Annotated in this window: 14 protein-coding genes and 1 pseudogene; 8 read left to right on the plus strand and 7 right to left on the minus strand. The window is 38.5% G+C overall.

Annotation, left to right across the window (positions count from 1 at the left end; translation table 11 throughout):
- Together pyrF and hisS are read left to right on the plus strand one after the other, a co-directional pair.
- Positions 1-800: orotidine-5'-phosphate decarboxylase (gene pyrF, locus ABID39_RS06825; protein ID WP_354187291.1), on the plus strand; the 800-nt coding region annotated here is incomplete at its 5' end.
- A 635-nt stretch (positions 801-1,435) separates the two neighbouring features.
- Positions 1,436-2,935, plus strand: coding sequence for a histidine--tRNA ligase (gene hisS / locus ABID39_RS06830; protein ID WP_354187293.1), 1,500 nt, complete (start codon positions 1,436-1,438; stop codon positions 2,933-2,935).
- A 430-nt stretch (positions 2,936-3,365) separates the two neighbouring features.
- Here the strand turns inward: hisS and ABID39_RS06835 are convergent, their stop codons facing one another.
- Positions 3,366-3,896, minus strand: coding sequence for a peroxiredoxin (locus ABID39_RS06835; RefSeq protein ID WP_354187295.1), 531 nt, complete (start codon positions 3,894-3,896; stop codon positions 3,366-3,368).
- 213 nt (positions 3,897-4,109) lie between these two features.
- Here ABID39_RS06835 and ABID39_RS06840 point away from each other — a divergent pair, with 213 nt between their 5' ends.
- A complete protein-coding gene (locus ABID39_RS06840) occupies positions 4,110-5,735 on the plus strand; it encodes an alpha-D-glucose phosphate-specific phosphoglucomutase (protein ID WP_354187297.1) in 1,626 nt (541 codons plus the stop codon).
- A 189-nt stretch (positions 5,736-5,924) separates the two neighbouring features.
- The gene (locus ABID39_RS06845; protein ID WP_354187299.1) at positions 5,925-6,167 is read left to right on the plus strand and encodes a hypothetical protein; all 243 of its coding nucleotides are present in this window, start codon (positions 5,925-5,927) and stop codon (positions 6,165-6,167) included.
- Between the two features lie 468 nt (positions 6,168-6,635).
- On the opposite strand, the gene fumC is transcribed toward ABID39_RS06845, so the two are convergent.
- Positions 6,636-8,024 carry a class II fumarate hydratase gene (gene fumC / locus ABID39_RS06850; RefSeq protein WP_354187301.1) on the minus strand — a complete coding sequence of 463 codons (1,389 nt, stop codon included), beginning with the start codon at positions 8,022-8,024 and terminating at the stop codon, positions 6,636-6,638.
- Between the two features lie 221 nt (positions 8,025-8,245).
- On the opposite strand from fumC, the gene groES reads away from it, so the two are divergent.
- The 4 genes and pseudogenes from groES (at position 8,246) to ABID39_RS06870 (ending at position 11,563) form a co-directional block, all read left to right on the plus strand.
- Entirely contained in the window at positions 8,246-8,542 is a 297-nt protein-coding gene (gene groES, locus ABID39_RS06855; RefSeq protein WP_354187303.1) for a co-chaperone GroES, read from the plus strand.
- Positions 8,543-8,599: 57 nt separating this feature from the next.
- Entirely contained in the window at positions 8,600-10,243 is a 1,644-nt protein-coding gene (groL, locus tag ABID39_RS06860; protein ID WP_354187305.1) for a chaperonin GroEL, read from the plus strand.
- 123 nt (positions 10,244-10,366) lie between these two features.
- Positions 10,367-10,702: pseudogene (locus ABID39_RS06865) on the plus strand (hypothetical protein); the annotation flags it as partial.
- 525 nt (positions 10,703-11,227) lie between these two features.
- On the plus strand, positions 11,228-11,563 hold the full coding sequence (locus tag ABID39_RS06870) for a zinc ribbon domain-containing protein YjdM (RefSeq protein WP_354187307.1): 336 nt from the start codon (positions 11,228-11,230) through the stop codon (positions 11,561-11,563).
- A 492-nt stretch (positions 11,564-12,055) separates the two neighbouring features.
- On the opposite strand, the gene ABID39_RS06875 is transcribed toward ABID39_RS06870, so the two are convergent.
- From ABID39_RS06875 to ABID39_RS06895, 5 genes are all read right to left on the minus strand, one after another.
- Positions 12,056-12,634, minus strand: coding sequence for a NifU family protein (locus ABID39_RS06875; protein WP_354187309.1), 579 nt, complete (start codon positions 12,632-12,634; stop codon positions 12,056-12,058).
- Between the two features lie 57 nt (positions 12,635-12,691).
- Complete coding sequence (locus ABID39_RS06880; protein WP_354187311.1) at positions 12,692-13,183, minus strand: universal stress protein; 492 nt, start codon at positions 13,181-13,183, stop codon at positions 12,692-12,694.
- Between the two features lie 38 nt (positions 13,184-13,221).
- On the minus strand, positions 13,222-14,292 hold the full coding sequence (trpS, locus tag ABID39_RS06885) for a tryptophan--tRNA ligase (protein WP_354187313.1): 1,071 nt from the start codon (positions 14,290-14,292) through the stop codon (positions 13,222-13,224).
- Between the two features lie 77 nt (positions 14,293-14,369).
- The gene (murJ, locus tag ABID39_RS06890) at positions 14,370-15,941 is read right to left on the minus strand and encodes a murein biosynthesis integral membrane protein MurJ (RefSeq protein ID WP_354187315.1); all 1,572 of its coding nucleotides are present in this window, start codon (positions 15,939-15,941) and stop codon (positions 14,370-14,372) included.
- A gap of 1,449 nt (positions 15,942-17,390) precedes the next feature.
- The coding region (locus ABID39_RS06895) for a BID domain-containing T4SS effector (RefSeq protein ID WP_354187317.1) at positions 17,391-18,678 on the minus strand (1,288 nt) is incomplete at its 5' end.

Raw genomic sequence — 18,678 nt, forward strand, 5'->3', positions numbered from 1 at the left:
TTTGTATCGGTTTTGACCCTAGCCATAAAGTTTTGCAGTCGTGGAATTTAAGCTGTGATTATAAAGGGCTAAAAGACTTTTGTGATATTCTTCTCGCAGCGATTGTGGGAAATGTGGGTATTATAAAGCCGCAAGTCGCGTTTTTTGAATTATATGGTGTTGAAGGTCTTCAAGTTCTCAAAGAACTTATTGAAAATGCACAGGAACAGGGGATATTGGTTATTGCTGATGCCAAAAGGGGGGATATTGGTTCGACCATTGAGGCTTATGGTAAAGCTTGGCTTGGTTCGAGCAGTGCATTCAAAGCAGATGCCATAACCGTGAACGCTTTTCTTGGTTTTGATGCTCTCTTGCCCTTAATAAGAATTGCCGAAGAAACAGAAACAGCGGTTTTTGTGGTTGTTCAATCTTCTAATCCAGAAGGGAAGCATATTCAAAATGCACGTATCGGTGATCAAACACTTTCTGCGCATTTGGCTCAGCGTATTTGTGACTATAACAGCCAGTCTTTAAGCAAACATCACTCCGTTGGTCCCATAGGCGCGGTCATTGGAGCAACATTGGGGTGTGAATCAAAAGACACTATCGAGCAGTTAAAAAATAGCCTGTTTCTTGTTCCTGGTATTGGTGCGCAAGGGGGAACAATCACACAGCTTACACAGCAGTTTCCTCAAAGTCTGTGGCGGAATATTGTTCCTTCCATTTCAAGGTCAATTACAGATGCTGGTCGAAATGTTGCTGATTTAAAAATGGTTATCAATAACTTTGCAAAGCAGGCTAAAAGCACTCTTATACCTTGAGGATTTTATCTCTTATACTTTGAGGATTTTATCTATGTGATCACTCTGAGACGTTCTTATAGAGTGCTTTTTCAATTTATTGAAAAGCAATTGCTGGTCGAAATGTCGCGGATTATTCAAAAGCAATAGCTATTCTTTAATCTTTTTAAAGGACATTTATTGGTATTCCATTTTAGGTCAGAAGAGGGATGTAAAATGCACGAGAAAGTTTTTTGGAGAAAGGAAACTGAGAGGGAAGAATGTTGGGATTGTAAGAAACAGGCTTTAGAGAGAATTGTTTAAGCGTTCTATGCTTTGGAGGGCGCATGTGAGCATGAGGAGGTATATTTGAGCTGAGGTGGGTATCATTTTAAATCAACTTTTTAATCAACAACGTGAAAAATACTTACTTCTTAGAAAAAGGTGAAAAACAATCATAGGGATCTCTCATAATATGAAGATAGGAGGTATGTCTTGATATTGAAAATGTCAGTATTTTTAGCGGATTATTTCAAAAGTAGTTGTATTTCCTTGGTCAAGCAAAATGGTGTAGGGATTGGATGAGACAGCTCAGGTTGATAAAGTCATTGCAGCGTTTGTTTCTATAAGATAAGACACCTGTTATCCATAAACACAAATTGTTGCTAGAGAATAATATGTCATCGAAACAAGAAAAAACCAAAGCTCGTTTACCTCGTGGTTTTATTGATCGCACAAGTGCACAATTATATGCAGCTGAAACTATGATTGCTCAGATTCGTGAAGTTTATGAGCTTTACGGTTTTGAAGCACTTGAAACACCAATTTTCGAATATACGGATGTATTGGGCAAGTTTTTACCTGACTCAGATCGCCCCAATGCTGGGGTCTTTTCATTACAGGATGATGATGAGCAATGGATGTCTTTGCGTTATGATCTCACTGCACCTCTTGCTCGTTATTTTGCAGAAAATTTTGAGGTTTTGCCAAAGCCTTATCGAAGTTATCGTTTTGGCTTTGTTTTCCGCAATGAAAAACCGGGACCAGGGCGATTTCGCCAGTTTATGCAATTGGATGCTGATATTGTTGGAGCACCAACCGTTGCCGCAGATGCTGAAATTTGCATGATGGCGGCCGATAGTTTGGAAAAATTAGGAATTCAGCATCATGATTATGTTATTCGTCTTAATAACCGAAAAATTCTGGAAAGTGTTTTGGCGTTGATTGGATTGGGGGGAAATGAGCAGGTTGAAAAGCGTTTAACTGTTTTAAGAGCAATTGATAAACTTGATAAATTTGGTCTTGAGGGGGTGCGTTTGCTTTTGGGAAAGGGGCGTTTAGATGAAAGTGGTGATTTTACAAAAGGAGCAGAGCTGAAGGACAAAGAGATCGATTGTATTCTTGCATTGTTGACAGCAGAAGCTGAAACGGCAGAGGAGACACTTGATGCTCTTAGAGGTGTCATTCATCATGATCCCCAGGGACTGGAAGGGATTCGTGAACTTGAGGAAATGCAGAAAATCTTTACCGCAAATGGTGCTCAGAATCGCATTAAAATTGATCCATCTGTGGTAAGGGGATTGGAATATTATACGGGACCTGTTTTTGAGGCGACATTGCTTTTTGATGTTTTCAATGATGAGGGACAAAAGGTTGTTTTTGGATCTGTTGGTGGTGGGGGGCGCTATGATGGGTTGGTTGCACGCTTTCGTGGTGAAAATATTCCAGCAACAGGGTTTTCAATTGGTATCTCACGTTTGATAGCAGCTTTGCAAAATCTTGAAAAATTGCCTGTAAAAGAAAAAACCGGACCTGTTGTGGTGCTGATGATGGATAAAGAACCAGAAATTGTTGCACAGACTCAAAAAATGGTTATGCAATTGCGTCATGCAGGAATTCGTGCTGAACTCTATTTGGGGACATCGGGAATGAAAGCGCAGATGAAATATGCAGATCGTCGTAAAGCACCTTGTGTGGTGATCCAAGGTTCACAAGAACGCCAAGAGGGAAAAGTACAGATCAAAGATTTGATTGAAGGTGCACGTTTGTCTCATGAGATTAAGGATAATCAAACATGGCGTGAAAGCAGACCGGCACAAATAACGGTTGATGAAGAATTATTGGTTAAAACGGTACAAAATATTTTGGCAATTCAAAACGCGCAAAAGCCTTCGTAATCAAAATAAAAACCTTATATTCTCCAAGAAAATGATCTAAAAAATAAAATAAGGGAGCAATTATAAAAACCGTATCAGAATTAATCTGTTGGTTTGTGTCGTAATATTATACGTTTTTTTGAGATGATTGTTGTCAAGACGACATTAAGGTGAACCTATTGATAGGATAGGAACACGGATATTCTGCGGAATTTATTTTTGAGGCAGCATCGATTTTGATATCATCAATGATGATAAAAAGCTGCTTGTAGTAACCGTTTATGGGGGGCTATAGTGGATTAGTTGGCAACGTCTTCATGGTAAAAACATTTCATGATGCAAATATTTTGTAAGTGCTTTTCAATAAAAAACATAAAAAAACGACACAAATCTCTTTTTGTCGAGAAGTTTGTGTCGAGAAGTTTGTGTTGTTTAAATATATGAATTTGGTTTATGATAAGCTTTGTAGGGTTTTTAAAACATTTTGTGGTGAAGAAACTTCATAAGGGTCTGACGTAGAATTGTCGCAATAACCTTTTTCTTCAAACCATTGTTCAATAACACCATCGCTAATCACAGCTGCATAACGCCATGAGCGCATGCCAAAACCGAGATTGTCTTTGGCAACAAGCATGCCCATTTTTCGTGTGAATTCACCCGACCCATCAGGAATTAGTTTCACATTCTTAATACCTTGCGCTTTTCCCCAAGCGTTCATGACAAAGGCATCATTAACGGAAAGGCAGTAAATTTCATCAATGCCAAGCTTCTTAAATTCATCATAGAGTTTTTCAAAATCAGGTAACTGAAAGGTTGAGCAAGTAGGGGTAAAAGCTCCAGGAAGAGAAAAAAGAATAACCCGCTTTCCTTTGAAGTATGTATCGCTGTCAACTTCTTGCCACCGATAAGGATTATCTCCGCCTATTGATTCATCATGGATACGCGTATGGAAAGTCGCGTTGGGAACTGTTTTTCTCATCATAGTATGCTCCTATCTTTATTAAAATTGCATTTTCAAACAGCCTTTATATTTAAAAGCATATTTAAGAGGAAATAAACCTTCTTCTTTCGTTGAAGTGTACAAATATTTCATTGTTGCATTAAGCAGAATTAATAGTCGACTTTAACCACTATTCATCTTAAAGTTAAGTAGAATAATATAAATTAAGTAGAATAATATAAAGGCATTTTTACGATGATAAAGACAGTTTTAACCACGGCTTTTGAGGATCAAAAACCGGGGACGTCTGGTTTACGTAAAAAAGTGTCGATTTTTCAACAGCCTCATTATGTTGAAAATTTTATACAGTCCCTTTTTAATAATATTGGATCTCTTGAAGGAAAATTACTGATTCTTGGGGGTGATGGACGCTATTTTAACCGTACTCTTCTGCAGATTGTGTTGAAAATGGCGGCAGCTCATGGTGTTGCTTGTGTTAAAGTAGGAAGAGGGGGTATTCTTTCCACTCCTGCTGTTTCGCATCTTATTCGCAAATATCATGCTCATGGTGGACTTATTCTTTCGGCAAGTCACAATCCTGGTGGTTTCAATGGGGATTGTGGGATCAAATACAATATTTCTAATGGTGGACCTGCTCCCGATTCTTTGTGTGAAGCTATTTTTGCAACCTCACAAGGTCTTTCTTGTTATAAAATTTTTGAGTCTCCAGATATTGATTTAGAGAAAGAAAGCTCATCTTTTATAGGATCTATGCGGGTTGATATCATTGATCCTGTTGCAGATTATGTCGCTTTGATGCAGGAAATATTTGACTTTGATTGCATTGCTAAAGCCGTAACAGAAGGCCTTACTTTACGATTTGATGCATTGCATGCGGTAACAGGACCATATGCCCATGAAATTTTTGAGAAATGTTTAGGATTTTCTGAAGGAACGGTGGTCAATGGGACGCCCTTACCAGATTTTGGAGGAGGGCATCCTGATCCTAATTTGGTTTATGCTAAGGGGCTTTATGATTTGTTAATGTCAGATCAAGGGCCTGATCTTGGAGCGGCGTCTGATGGTGATGGGGATCGTAATTTCATTATTGGCCGTAAGCAGTTTATCACACCTTCTGATTCTTTGGCTATTATGGTTGAACATGCACACCTGATTAAAGGGTATCGTCAAGGTATTGTGGGGATTGCTCGCTCTATGCCAACAGCACGTGCAGTGGATCTGGTTGCTGAGAAAAAAGGATTAAATTGTTTTGAAACACCAACGGGGTGGAAGTTTTTTGGATCGCTTTTGGATGCTGGAAAAGTAACCTTTTGTGGTGAAGAAAGTTTTGGAACAGGCTCTCACCATATCCGCGAAAAGGACGGTTTATGGGCTGTGTTATTTTGGTTAAACCTTTTAGCTGTGACAGGGAAAACTGTTGCACAAATCGTTCAACACCATTGGAGTCAATATGGACGTTTTTACACGTTACGTTATGATTATGAGGAAGTGGAAACATCAAAAGCTTATGCGATCATCGAACAATTGCGTACACATTTACCCCAAACGGGCACGCAAATTTCTGGATTTCGTGTCGAAAAAGCAGATGATTTTATCTATTGCGATCCTGTTGATCAAAGCATAAGCACAAAGCAAGGTATTCGTATTTTTTTCGAAAATGGAGCACGGTTTGTGGTGCGTTTATCAGGGACAGGAACGGTGGGAGCAACTTTACGGCTTTATTTTGAGCAGTATGAAGGGGATTCACGCAAACATCATCAAGCGCCGCAAGAAGTTCTCCAACCTTTACAAAAGGCGATACTGAAATTGTTGAATCTACAACAGCAATTAGGTCGTGAACATCCCGATATTATTACATAAAGCATTTTTATATTACATAAGGCATTTTTTAGCGTTGGCGATGTGGTTAAATATACACGTGTCTGATTAAAAAGGATCGTCAGCTATTGTGTAGAGCTCTGTCAACAGCGTGTGCTATGGATCTGGTCGCTGAGAAAAAGGGTAAATTGTTTTGAAACACCAACGGGGTAGACGTTTTGGGGATTGCTTTTGGATTCTGGAAAAGTAATCTTTTGTAGTGAAGAAAGTTTTGGAACAGGCTCTCACTATATCTGCGAAAAAGTTTGCACATCTCATCATATCCGCGAAAAGGATAGTTTATGGGTTGTGTTATTTTGGTTAAATCTCTTTGCGATGATAGGGAAAATAGTTGCAATTGTTCAATACCATTGGCGTGGATATGGGCGTTTTTACGCGTTATGTTATGATTACGGGGGAGTGTTGCAATCTTGATTATGAGGGAATAAAGACGCCGAATCTTGTATGATTACAGTTGTAGTTGTGTGTGCATTTACCTCAAGTAGGCACGCAAATTTCTAGATTTTGCATTGAAAAGTAGATGATTTTACCTATTGTGATCTTTTTGATCAGAGCATGAGCACAAAGCAAAGTATCCGTATTTTTTCGAGAATAGAGCACGGTTCGTGGTGCGTTTATTGGGGGAAGGAATGGTGAGAGCAATTTTACAGCTTTATTCTGAGCGATATGCAAGCTCTCTGCATGAATATGTTTAAGATTCCGTAATATGTCTAGAAATTCTCTCTGTTTTGCATGCAGTGGTATTCCACTTATCTTTGTAAAAGAAGAGCACAAATTGTTTCATGCACAAGAACAATCGGACCGCGGAATGGTCCGATATTTTTAAGCTCTGTCTTCAAGAAATCTTGTCTTCAAGAAATCTATTGTGCGTTGTTTATGCGCTTATTGAGGGTGGATCATCTTTTTAGGATCAACCAGCCGGTCATAATCTTCTCCGGAAACTCCCGCTTTTAATGCTTCAACGCGTAAAGTTGTATCATTTTTATGCGCTGCTTTGGCAATTTCGGCAGCTTTTTCATAGCCAATTTCCGGCGCAAGTGCTGTCACAAGCATTAAAGAGCGCTCCATGAGAGAATGAATATGGATTCGATTAGCACTTAAGCCTTGAAGGCAGTGGAGATCAAAAGAACGCATGCAATCACCAAGAAGCGTAATGGATTGCAAAACATTATAACCAATAACAGGTTTATAAACATTGAGCTCAAAATGCCCTTGGCTTGCCGCAAATGTCACACTGGTGTGGTTGCCAAAGACTTGGCAGGCAACCATTGTCATTGCTTCACATTGAGTAGGATTAACCTTGCCTGGCATAATAGAAGATCCTGGTTCATTTTCAGGCAAGCTTAGTTCTCCTAATCCTGAACGTGGTCCCGATCCTAAAAACCGAATGTCATTGGCGATTTTAAATAAATCGGCAGCTAATGCATTGAGACTTCCATGGAAATGTGCAAGGGCACCATGATGGGCAAGTGCCTCAAATTTATTGCTGGCAGTCTTAAAGCTTATCCCTGTGAAGTCGCTGATTGTTTGTGCAAAGGCAACATCAAAACCTTTCGGCGCATTGAGTCCTGTTCCAACTGCTGTTCCTCCTTGGGCAAGCATTTGTACATCGAGAAGTGCCGTTTCGATACGTTGGCGATTGGCTTCTAATGCGGCGCGGTAGCCTGAAAATTCTTGTGCTAAAGTTAAAGGAGTTGCATCTTGCGTGTGGGTTCGTCCGATTTTAATAATATCGGAAAATTCTTCTTCTTTTTTTCTTAAAGTGGAAATCAGGGCTTCAAGAATAGGAAATAAATGTTGGTATGTTTGCAGTGTGGTGGCAATGTGAAGCGCTGTGGGAAAAGAATCGTTTGATGATTGGCTCATATTGACATGGTCATTGGGATGAACAGGTGTTTTACTGCCTAGTTTTCCTCCCAAAAGCATGCAGGCATGGTTGGCGATCACTTCATTGACATTCATATTGCTTTGCGTGCCAGAACCCGTTTGCCAAACAGAAAGGGGAAAATGCGTATCGAAGGCACCTGAGAGCACTTCGTCAGCTGCTGTAATAATTGCTTGCCCGATGTTTTGTGGGAGCTTTCCTTTTTCCATATTAACAACAGCTGCAGCCTTTTTAATAAGACTTAAGGCATAAATGATGGTAAGGGGTTGTTTTTCACTGCCAATATTAAAATTATGCAGAGAACGTTCAGTTTGTGCACCCCAATAACGGTCTTTACGTACCGAAATAGTTCCAAAGCTATCCGTTTCCTGTCGTGTTTCAACCATGTTAAGATCCTTTTATGTTCACGGGTTAATAAAAGATAGATAACGCAAAATAGAAAAAAGAGGCAAGACTTTGTAGTTTCAAGAGATAAATTATTTTAGTGCAATCCTTGACATTGAGAAGTAGGGCCTTTATATCTTAGGAGGTTTTAGCACTCGTTGTTAGAGAGTGCTAGCAAGAACTTAAGATTAATTCGGTTATATTAAGTTTTAAGGATTTAAACATGGCTAATATACAATTCCGCCCACTTCACGATCGTGTCGTTGTTCGTCGGGTTGAATCTGAAAGTAAAACTGCTGGTGGGATAATCATCCCTGATACAGCAAAAGAAAAACCTCAAGAAGGTGAAATTATTGCTGTTGGTAATGGCGCTCTCGATGATAACGGAAAGCGCGTGCCTTTAGAAGTCAAAACAGGGGATCGTATCTTGTTTGGGAAATGGTCTGGAACCGAAGTGAAGATTAATGGGGAAGACCTCTTAATCATGAAAGAATCTGACATTATGGGAATTTTGGGCTAATTTAGTCTTTCAATTTTTCATTTTGTATTATTTGAGATAACTCCAAGGAGAAATTAAATGGCTGCTAAAGAAGTCAAGTTTGGCCGTGAAGCGCGTGAGCGTTTATTGCGCGGTGTCGATATCCTTGCTAACGCTGTTAAGGTAACTTTGGGCCCTAAAGGTCGTAATGTAGTGATCGATAAATCATTTGGTGCTCCTCGCATCACAAAAGATGGTGTATCTGTTGCAAAGGAAATCGAACTCGAAGATAAGTTTGAAAATATGGGCGCACAAATGTTGCGCGAAGTTGCTTCCAAAACGAATGATATTGCTGGTGATGGAACAACAACTGCAACTGTTTTGGGACAAGCTATCGTACAAGAAGGCGTAAAAGCTGTTGCTGCGGGCATGAACCCAATGGATCTTAAACGTGGGATCGATGCTGCTGTTGATGAAGTGGTCGCAAATCTCTTCAAAAAAGCAAAAAAAATCCAAACTTCAGCAGAAATTGCACAAGTGGGAACTATTTCCGCTAATGGCGCTGAAGAAATCGGTAAGATGATTGCTGATGCCATGGAAAAAGTTGGCAATGAAGGTGTCATTACCGTGGAAGAAGCAAAAACTGCTGAAACGGAACTCGAAGTTGTGGAAGGAATGCAGTTCGATCGTGGATATCTTTCTCCTTACTTTGTCACAAATGCTGATAAAATGGTGGCTGATCTCGACGATCCTTACATCCTCATTCATGAAAAGAAATTGTCTAATTTACAATCTCTTCTTCCAGTGCTTGAAGCTGTTGTTCAATCTGGCAAACCGCTTCTTATTATTGCTGAAGATGTGGAAGGCGAAGCTTTGGCAACGCTCGTTGTCAATAAGTTGCGCGGTGGTTTGAAAATTGCTGCTGTGAAAGCTCCAGGATTTGGTGATCGTCGTAAAGCAATGCTTGAGGATATTGCAATCTTGACATCCGGTCAGGTTATTTCTGAAGATGTTGGCATTAAACTTGAAAATGTCACTTTGGATATGCTGGGACGTGCAAAGAAAGTCAATATTTCTAAAGAAAACACAACGATTATTGATGGTGCTGGACAAAAGGCTGAAATTAATGCACGCGTAAGCCAAATTAAAGCGCAGATTGAAGAAACCACTTCTGACTATGACCGAGAAAAATTGCAAGAAAGACTTGCTAAACTTGCTGGAGGTGTCGCTGTTATTCGTGTTGGTGGTGCTACAGAAGTTGAAGTGAAAGAAAAGAAAGACCGTGTTGATGATGCTTTGAATGCAACACGTGCTGCAGTTGAAGAAGGTATTGTTGCTGGTGGTGGGACTGCGTTGTTGCGTGCGGCAAGTGCTTTGACTGTTAAAGGAAACAACCCTGACCAAGAGGCAGGAATTAGTATCGTTCGTAGGGCTTTGCAAGCACCAGCGCGTCAAATTGCGACAAATGCTGGTGAAGAAGCAGCGATTATTGTTGGAAAGGTATTGGAAAATAATACGGATACCTTTGGTTACAACACTGCAACGGGTGAATTTGGTGATTTGATTGCTTTGGGAATTGTTGACCCTGTGAAGGTTGTGCGTTCTGCTCTTCAGAATGCTGCTTCTATTGCAAGCCTTCTTATCACAACAGAAGCTATGGTTGCAGAAACTCCAAAGAAAGATACTCCAATGCCTCCAATGCCTGGTGGCGGAATGGGTGGAATGGGCGGAATGGATTTCTAAGCCCTTTTATAAAGATAAAAGGAAACGGACCAATTTGGTCCGTTTTTTTTATGCGCTTTTCTATATTATAGATTTTCTTTGGCACCAAGCGGGGTATTTTCTATCGTTTGTCGGGCACAGTAAGCACCAGCGCGTCAAATTACGACAAATGCTGGTGAATCAAAAATTGTGACAAATGCTGGTGAAGAAGCAGCGATTATTGTTGGAAAGGTATTGGAAAATAATACGGATACCTTTGGTTACAACACTGCAACGGGTGAATTTGGTGATTTGATTGCTTTGGGAATTGTTGACCCTGTGAAGGTTGTGCGTTCTGCTCTTCAGAATATTTCTTTTATTGCAAGCCTTCTTATCACAACAGAAATAATGATTGCAGAAACTTTCCAAAAAGATGCTCTCGCATCTCTAATAGTTGATGGTGAAATAGCTGATGGTGAAGTGAATAGAGTGGATTGTTAGACTGTTTTCATAAAGGTAGATCAAATTGATTTGTTTTTTACTCTTTTGCTGAATGAGTGTTTTATGAAGGCATTTTTTTTTAAGAATGTTTTGGTGTTGGTATTTTAAAAGTGTTGCTCTTGCTTCTAAAATTCGGTGCTCTCATTCTATGTGCAAAATTCCAATGTTGTTTGATAACTTTTGCATTGAGACAGTTCATAATAAGAGGTATTTTTACTTATTTCAAACAATTCTTATCCATGCACTGATCTCACTTATAATTAATGTACAAGGGAATGGTTTTGATTGATCCATAATAAAAGGAAAATGAAAAAAACTTCCGTATTCGGGACGCTCATGCAATATACAAAACAGTAAATTATCTTTATAAAACAATATAAGGTCATGCATAATGACTTTGTATCTAAAAATTCTAAGAGCGCGCGCTGTATAGGTTCAGTATTTTTTCTAAATCATAGACAATTTGCACTTCTTGCTCTATGACCACTTGTATGAATGTTTTTTCTTGAACAAAAGAGGGAATGTATGAACCAGTATCCCAAATGTCCTCACTGTGGTGGACTCTATACTTATGAAGATGGTGAAAATTTTGTATGTCCTGAATGCGCACATGAGTGGGCACAAAAGAACGAAGATCCTTCTCCTTCTGATATTGTTTATGATGCCAATGGGCAGGTATTAACGAATGGGGATAGTGTTATCGTGATGAAAGATCTTAAAGTCAAAGGTACTTCATCCGTTTTAAAGAGTGGTACAAAGGTGAAGAATATTCGTCTGGTTGATGGAGATCATAATATTGACTGTAAAATTCCTGGGATTGGTCAAATGGGCTTAAAGTCGGAATTCGTTAAAAAAGCTTAGGTGGCAGAGGAGGGGGATAAAAAACTTTCTTTCTTTAACAATAAATTGATTTATAATGATCATTCATTATTTTGCGTATTATTTGTGTAGTAAATGAGAAATATGAATAAAAAAGGTTCTCTCATTGCAAGTTCTTTTTTATGAAGTAATCAAAACAATTCCCTTGCATGTTATAAGAGGAATTTGTGTATAGATAAAATCATTTAAGATAAGGATGCAAAATATTTCTTATGTGCTATTTCAATGCAAGAATTGTTGGCTGCATTGAGAGCTGATAAAGAGAATGAGACTGCTCATTTATTCTTTTGTGAGGGGCTTTCTGATCCTTTTGTGAGGGTAAGGAGGGGATGTGCGGTGGATTTTGCGTTATATTGTTTATGGTTTTTTTTTGTGATGCGAAGGAGAAGGGGAAGCCATTGTTTGTGAAATAGGGGGTGATGGTTGTGCAATGGATTGGTGCAATAATGAATTTTGGTGCAATAGAGAGGTTTTTTATTGCGGCATAGCTTCCACCCCTAGAACTTCTGGAATGAAATGGCGTAAAAGATTTTCAATACCATGTTTGAGTGTTGCTGTTGAAGAAGGACATCCAGCGCAAGATCCTCGCATATTGAGGTAAACAATACCATTTTCAAATCCGCGGAAAGTAATATCTCCACCATCATTGGCCACGGCTGGGCGAATACGTGTGTCAAGGAGTTCTTTAATTGTTAAGACGATATCAGCGTCTTTTTCTGCATAAAATTCTTCATTAAGGGCGTAGGTTTGCGCTTGTGTTGTTGCATTGCTGGTAATAACTGGGGCACCAGATAGGAAATGCTCCATAATTGTCCCTAAAATGACTGGTTTAAGATGTTGCCATTCACCTTCTTTTTTACTTACAGTAATGAAATCATAGCCCAAAAAAATACCATTAACATTTGGAATATCAAACAGTTTAGAAGCTAAAGGTGAATTTTTAGCAGCTTCTTCACGGTTACGAAATTCTAATACTCCCTCGGAAAGTACCACGCGACCTGGAAGAAATTTAAGGGTTGCAGGGTTGGGGGTGGCTTCAGTTTGAATAAACATATACTTTCCTTTCATTGTGCAGGATTAGAAAGATCATCAATATTAAAATATTGCATTTTAGGCTATAGATTCAATATCTTCATCTGCAAGATTGCTTGGAATAACAGTGACAGGTATTGAAAAAGCTGTTCCCCGATTTCCGATTAATTGAACAAGTGGTCCTGGTCCTTCGGTGTGTTCACTGGCTGCTAGAACAATGAGCACGATTTTCTTATCCTCGTCGATCAATTTAGAAATTTCATCAATTTTTTTGCCTTCACGGACAATGACGGCTGTTTCAAGAGCATGCGTGGTACGTACTTCATTGGCAATTTTTCTCAACATTTTATGGGCAATTTGCATTGATTCCATTCGCATCACGTTGTTTACACCAAGAAAATGTTGAAATTCTGCATTGTCAATGACGGAAAATAATATCAATGTTCTGTTATTATTTTGAGCATATTGTGCGGCAAAAGCAACAGCACGTCGGCATTCTGGTGTTTCATCGATGACCACCAAAATTTTTTTCTTGCACTCTGGTTTCAAAGTTTTTTTCTTAGAGACCATGGACTTTATCTACTCTTTATAGTTTAAGTTTTCTCGCTTCATGTATTGTGCAAAAAACCTACGATCTCACGGATTTTTTTCATATTATTTTCTGCTAAGCTGTTGGCACGCTGCGCACCATCACGCAAGACGGAGTCAATATAGTCATTTTCTTTATGAAGCCGACGTAATTCTTGTGTTATTGGAGAAAGCTTATGGACAGCAAGATCAGTTAAGGTTGTTTTTAAAAGAGAAAATTGTTTTCCTGCGAATTTTAACAGAGCTTCTTCTTTGCTTATTTGTGCAAAGGCGGCATAAATACCAAGCAGATTATCGATTTCTGGTCGTCCTTCCAAGTCTGATATCCTGTCGGGAAGAGGGGCGGAGTCCGTTTTGGCTTTGCGTATTTTTTTCGCAATGAGATCAGCATCATCGGTCAAATTAATGCGTGAAAAATCTGAAGGATCCGATTTGGACATTTTTTTTGTTCCATCACGTAACGACATAATACGCATAGCTGTTTCCCCTATCAGTGCTTCTGGTATTGGGAAAAAGCCTTGTTTTTTTTCCTCACCCATTTGCATTGAAACACCAAAATTTAATTCTGCAATGCGGTAAGCATAGTCGTTATTAAATTTTTGTGCAATATCACGCGTGAGTTCAACATGTTGTTTTTGGTCTTCACCCACAGGAACATGTGTGGCACGGTAGAGTAAAATATCGGCTGCCATTAAGCTTGGATAAGCAAAGAGCCCAAGGGATGCTTTTTCACGATCCTTGCCCGCTTTATCTTTAAATTGCGTCATACGTTGGAGCCAACCAATACGCGCAACACAATTAAAAATCCATGCAAGTTCAGCATGTTGAACAACACGAGATTGGTTGAAAATAATGTGTTTCTGAGGATCAATCCCAGCCGCTAAAAAAGCTGCTGTGACTGCTCTGGTTGATTCAATCAAGGTGAGTGGATCTGGATTTACTGTGAGCGCATGCATATCAACTACGCAATACAGGCAATGATAAGACTTTTGCAGTTCAACCCAATGTTTAATGGCTCCAAGATAATTACCAAGATGTAAGTGACCACTCGGTTGTACGCCGGAAAAAACAAGTGGTGTAAAGGTATCCATAGAAGAGCTCTTTCTTAAACTAAAGTTACTGGTTTTGTGGTTTGTGACAAAGGGGCTTTCTCAAAGCAAATAAAATATTACAGATGTTTTTTTAAATTTTTGAGGGTAAGGAAAAAGGAACGCGTATCAAGTAAAAAATAGGCACTAAAATAGATTAAGAAGATCACAAGCATTATTCCTGCTAAGGTGATAGCATGCAAGAGAAATGGTGCTTGTGAGGATAAAGGAAAAGATAAAAAGCTACACATATTGAGCAGATAATAGAGAGATATTGCGTTTAAAACAGTAACGATAATCAGGCATATGATGCGTTTTATGAGTTGTGCATCATATTTCCAATAGCCTCGTTTGATAAGTACACCACAAAGCAACAAGGTGTTAACCCATCCAGAGGTGATTTCTGCAATGACAATACCTCGGGCTGATAGAATGGGGAATAACGTTAAAGCAAAACTGATATTGATAAAAACGCAAATTCCTGTGAAAATCATGGGTGTTTTTGTATCTTCATGAGCAAAAAAATTAGGAATCAACACCTTGATCAACACAAAAGCTGGAAGTCCTAGTCCATAAAGTTCAAGCAATTGTGCAACATAATAGGTTGATTCACTGGTAAATTGTCCGCGTTCAAACAGCAAACTCACAATGGGACTGGAGAGTAGCAAAAAGGCAAGGGATGCCGGTAAGGTTAACAGCAGAGTTAATTCAATAGAGCGGTTTTGCAAATCATGGGTTTCTTTATCTTTTTTACTGCGTAAAGCCCTTGTTAATTCTGGTAAAAGCACGGTCGCAACAGCAATTGCTATGACGCCCAGTGGTAATTGGTAAAGACGGTCAGCATACATCAAAGAGGAAACAGCACCCGATTGGCTGGAAGCAATATTGGTATTAATGAGCAAATTAATTTGTGTAATACCACCCGTGATGGCAGCAGGGAATGCTAAGTTTAAAAGCTTACAAACATTGGGGCTGAAACGGGGACGACGGAGGAAAATTTTCATTCCACTTTGACGCAAAGCAATAGCGATTAAAGTGAGTTGAAGAACCCCTGCTGCTAAGACACCCCAAGAAAGGTTTAAACCAATATGCCAAGTGTCAAGCTGATATATCCAAGCATAAGCAAGCACACCAATCAAAAGAATATTCAAAAAAAGAGGTGCAACAGCTGCGATAAAATAGCGCCGCAAGGCATTTAGCATTCCTCCCATCATGGCTGCTAAAGACATGCATGTTAAATAGGGAAACATAATGGCGGTAAAATGAATTGTAGCATTAAATTTTGTGGCATCCTCTGTAAAGCCTGGCGCAATGATCGTTCGGACTAAAAAAGGCATGCTGAATTCCATGGTAATGGTTAAAAGCAACAGCAGCGAAAAGAGAACACCAAAAACTTCTTCTGCAAATTTGCAGGCAGATTCTTGACCATCTTCAGCAATCTTTTTTGCAAAAAGAGGAATAAAAGCTGTATTAAAGGCACCTTCAGCAAAAAAACGGCGAAATGTATTGGGAAAACGAAAAGCTGCATTGAACGCATCGGAAACAGGACCAGTACCAAGAGCTGCTGCCATCAACATTTCACGGATAAAGCCAAAAATGCGGCTCATCAAGGTTCCTGAAGCAACAGTTGCAATTTTTTTAATCAAGATCATAAAAATATATCAAATTTGTTGTAAAAAAGAGAAGATGAAAAAAGAAATAAAACCATTTTAGATTGTGACAATTTGATTAACATGCTCGTACAGTCATATATTTCAGAATATGTTGTACGCTGGTGTTTGTTCTTCTGTCAATAAGAGTGCATGAAGAGTTTTGAATTGTACTTATTTCTCTTGTATGGTAGCTTTTATAAAACAACATGTTTTCTCATAAATTAGATATATGGGGAAGGTCGTGAAAAAATCAAAGAGTGTGAGAAACATATGAGCGACCATTATATCTCTGTTTACACTCTATTTTATTTTGTCTGGATATTAAATCTATTATGGTATCCTTTCTTCTTTTATCATTTATTGTCACAGAATATAGGTTTATAAATACAGACTATACTTGATTGTTAAATATCCCTTTTTATACATTAAATTTATAAAAAGAAATTTAACTTTGTAGAATATTTATAATGATTAAAAACGTTTAAGGCTATAGGGAAAGCCTATATATGCACATGAATGTGCGGTTGCACGTGTAGGTGGCTTATATTTTGGTACATACGTTGTCAGTCGTTTCTATATGTTTGTAAACTTTTATATTTTACTCTTCTCTTTTTAATGGATATCTCTAACTGCTTTAAAAGTCTATTTTGCAACAGTATTCGTGCTGGGAAGAATAAGGAAAACTTAAATAAGAAAAAATCACAATGTTCCATTATTTTTACTTAATAAAAGATAGATATTGGTGTTGTCAGTCTATTTTCTAGTTTTCAATATTACGACATGACAACAATTTTGATTGAGATTGTTCAGAAGTTGCTTAAAAGCGATAGTCTTATTTGAAAAAGAGCTAAAAAATCAAAACTTGTTCATGCTATATTAGAATATAGCTATTGTTTTTACACTTTCAGATTTATGCGGTTGAATGTTTTGCTGCATTGTTTTTTCTTGCTTGATAGTTTTTTCGTTTTTTCTTTCTTTATGGTTGAGGTCCCAAGTGGGATAAAAGAAATTTTGTGCTGACTTATTTATTTGTCTATAGTTATTTATTGCCTATAGATGGCTGCATGAATTAAGTGGTGTCATTTTTCATCCCTTCTAGCTTGAGAGATACAGAATGCTTGATGTGATTTTATTCCACGCATGCTTTCTTTCAAGTTTTTTCAAAATTTGTTTTAAAAATTTTTGCTGTATTCTCCATATTTTATAGGTTGTGAAAGTGCTTATTTGGATGATCTATAAAGATTTTTTCTTTCCTGTAGGTGGAGAGTGCCATCGATTTTATAGTGCTATTTTATCAAATGCCTAAAATTGGATGACAGAGAATGTTTTTGAGATATTTTCTTTAACCTTACGGAAAGCTCTTGGTGCAATTTCTTTGTGTCGATCACACCAAGAGATCAGTTGAAAAGCCAAATTTCATGCAGGTTTTAGCCAAAGATTATAGAGGGCTTAGTGGATCAAAGCAACCGTTTTTATGTCTTTAACTTTGCGTGGACGAACACTTTGTTGTTGAAAGTCTTGAGATTGCCTTTCTGCAGAGTGTCTTTCTTCTTGCCTAGAATTTTCTCTAGCTTCATGCTGCACATTTTCTGGTGAGCTTTCAGACAGTTTAGGAGATCCTATGGCTTTCTGTTTTTGCAAGTTTTGCGATTGTCTAACAGATGTTTCTTGCTCTTGCTGTTGCAGAATTTCTTCTTTTTTTTGTTTTACAGTGTCTGCATAATCTGAGATGGCGGTGCCCAAGCAAGGAAGTCCTTCTTCAGCTTGTTTGCGTGCACTTGTTTTTACACCGAGTGTTTTTCTACCAGCAAGCTGAGAAAAAAACGTAGGATGATTTGTAACTTGCCATGAAAGTTCCTCTCCCATGTCTGGGATTTTTTGCACTTCTTCAAGTCTTTGATCCAAAATTTGTTGATCTCCATAAACTATGCGGCACCAATAATGGACTTCTTCTTTACAATATTGCACAAATGGATCTTTGTTAATCTTATTGAAAAGATCCTTAGAAGAGAAAGGCGCTCTTTCCTCTGCAGGATTAAGAGGTTCTTGCAGGATTTCAATTCTTTCCTCTTCAGCGCTAGTTTGTTGTTGCTTTTTTTGTTCTGTATTCGCTGTATATTCTAAGTTTTGTATCTGTTTTACAGTATTTGTATAACCACGAATAGCAACACACAGAGAGGGGACACTTTTCTCAGCTTCTTTGCGTGCTCCTGTTTTTATGCCTAATATTTTATTCCCAGAAAGTTTTGAAACAAATTGAGGGTGTTTGTTAATTCTCGATGATAATTGCCCTCCTATTTCAGGATTTTTTTGAATATCATCAAGCATATCTTCTAAAACAAGCCTGTCTCTATAAACAGTTTGGCACCAATATCGGATTTCTTCTCTATAGGCTTCTAGCAGAAAGCTGTGTTGCATTCTGTTGCCAAAAGTATCTCCTGAATGTGTTCTTGATGGAGCAGCTGTAGCGGATACAGATTCTTCATTTTGTCTTGTTTTAGAAAGCTTTTGTGGCAAGGGCGGTGATTGCCTCTGAGAAACTATTGCATAGGGATCTTCATTGCTTTGTCTTGTTTTAGAAAGCTTTTGTGGCAAGGGCGGTGATTGCCTCTGAGAAATTATTGCATAGGGATCTTCATTGCTTTGTCTTGTTTTAGAAAGCTTTTGTGGCAAGGGCGGTGATTGCCTCTGAGAAACTATTGCATAGGGATCTTCATTGCTTTGTCTTGTTTTAGAA

This window comes from Bartonella japonica, assembly GCF_040545385.1.
Taxonomy (GTDB): Bacteria; Pseudomonadota; Alphaproteobacteria; order Rhizobiales; family Rhizobiaceae; genus Bartonella; species Bartonella japonica.

Coding starts and splice junctions, on each gene's coding strand:
- hisS (WP_354187293.1), top strand. CDS start 1,436: ATGTCATCGAAACAAGAAAAAACCAAAGCTCGTTTACCTCGTGGTTTT.
- ABID39_RS06835 (WP_354187295.1), bottom strand. CDS start 3,896: ATGATGAGAAAAACAGTTCCCAACGCGACTTTCCATACGCGTATCCAT.
- ABID39_RS06840 (WP_354187297.1), top strand. CDS start 4,110: ATGATAAAGACAGTTTTAACCACGGCTTTTGAGGATCAAAAACCGGGG.
- fumC (WP_354187301.1), bottom strand. CDS start 8,024: ATGGTTGAAACACGACAGGAAACGGATAGCTTTGGAACTATTTCGGTA.
- groES (WP_354187303.1), top strand. CDS start 8,246: ATGGCTAATATACAATTCCGCCCACTTCACGATCGTGTCGTTGTTCGT.
- groL (WP_354187305.1), top strand. CDS start 8,600: ATGGCTGCTAAAGAAGTCAAGTTTGGCCGTGAAGCGCGTGAGCGTTTA.
- ABID39_RS06870 (WP_354187307.1), top strand. CDS start 11,228: ATGAACCAGTATCCCAAATGTCCTCACTGTGGTGGACTCTATACTTAT.
- ABID39_RS06875 (WP_354187309.1), bottom strand. CDS start 12,634: ATGTTTATTCAAACTGAAGCCACCCCCAACCCTGCAACCCTTAAATTT.
- ABID39_RS06880 (WP_354187311.1), bottom strand. CDS start 13,183: ATGGTCTCTAAGAAAAAAACTTTGAAACCAGAGTGCAAGAAAAAAATT.
- trpS (WP_354187313.1), bottom strand. CDS start 14,292: ATGGATACCTTTACACCACTTGTTTTTTCCGGCGTACAACCGAGTGGT.
- murJ (WP_354187315.1), bottom strand. CDS start 15,941: ATGATCTTGATTAAAAAAATTGCAACTGTTGCTTCAGGAACCTTGATG.